Origin of the sequence: Agrobacterium sp. Ap1 (assembly GCF_017313375.1) — a bacterium.
GTDB lineage: Bacteria > Pseudomonadota > Alphaproteobacteria > Rhizobiales > Rhizobiaceae > Neorhizobium > Neorhizobium cellulosilyticum.
This window is the reverse complement of sequence record NZ_JAFLMY010000081.1, coordinates 1-630: the sequence shown is the minus strand read 5'-3', so window position 1 is coordinate 630 and position 630 is coordinate 1. Positions and strand designations below refer to the sequence as shown.

General features: G+C 60.6%; 1 protein-coding gene. It reads right to left on the bottom strand.

Translation table 11 applies throughout. The features are described 5' to 3' along the window. Positions 1-630, bottom strand: a 630-nt coding sequence (locus JZX87_RS31070; RefSeq protein WP_206829660.1) for an IS6 family transposase, incomplete at both ends; no start/stop codon positions are given.

Sequence of the window (630 nt, the reverse complement as noted above, 5' to 3'; positions counted from 1 at the left end):
CGGGTGCGGTGAATATGCGTGGCCAGGGCGGATCGTTTGTGATGCGGGGTGACGAAGAGATTTCGGAGCGCCGAGAAGATCGAGATGAACCGCTGCAAGCTGCCGGCTGATCGGAAACCCTGCATCGTGCGTTCCCGTTTCCGGAGCGGCAGATAAGAATTTTCCGCTCGATTGTTGAGACCCTTGTGGGACCAGTGCTCGACAGCCGGCATAACGTCGCGCTTGGCCGCGCCATACGAACGGAGTTTGTCGGTGACCATCCGCTTGGGCGGCATGCCTGCTTTCTGTAGTAGCCTGATCAGCAGTCGCCTCGCGGCTTTCGTATCGCGCCGGCTTTGAACGATCTCGTCGAGAACATAACCGTCTTGGTCAACGGCACGCCAAAGCCAGTGTTTGCGGCCAGCGATGGAAACCACCACCTCGTCCAGATGCCAGACGTCCCGGTGCGACGGCCGCCGGCGACGGATTTGCTTTGCGTAGGCCGGTCCGAATTTCCGCCCCCATCGGCGGATCGTTTCATACGAAACGACGACGCCGCGCTCCAGCAGCAATTCCTCGACCAGGCGCAGGCTCAGCGGGAACCGAAAGTACAACCAGACTGCATGGGCGATGATCTGCTGCGGGAAACGG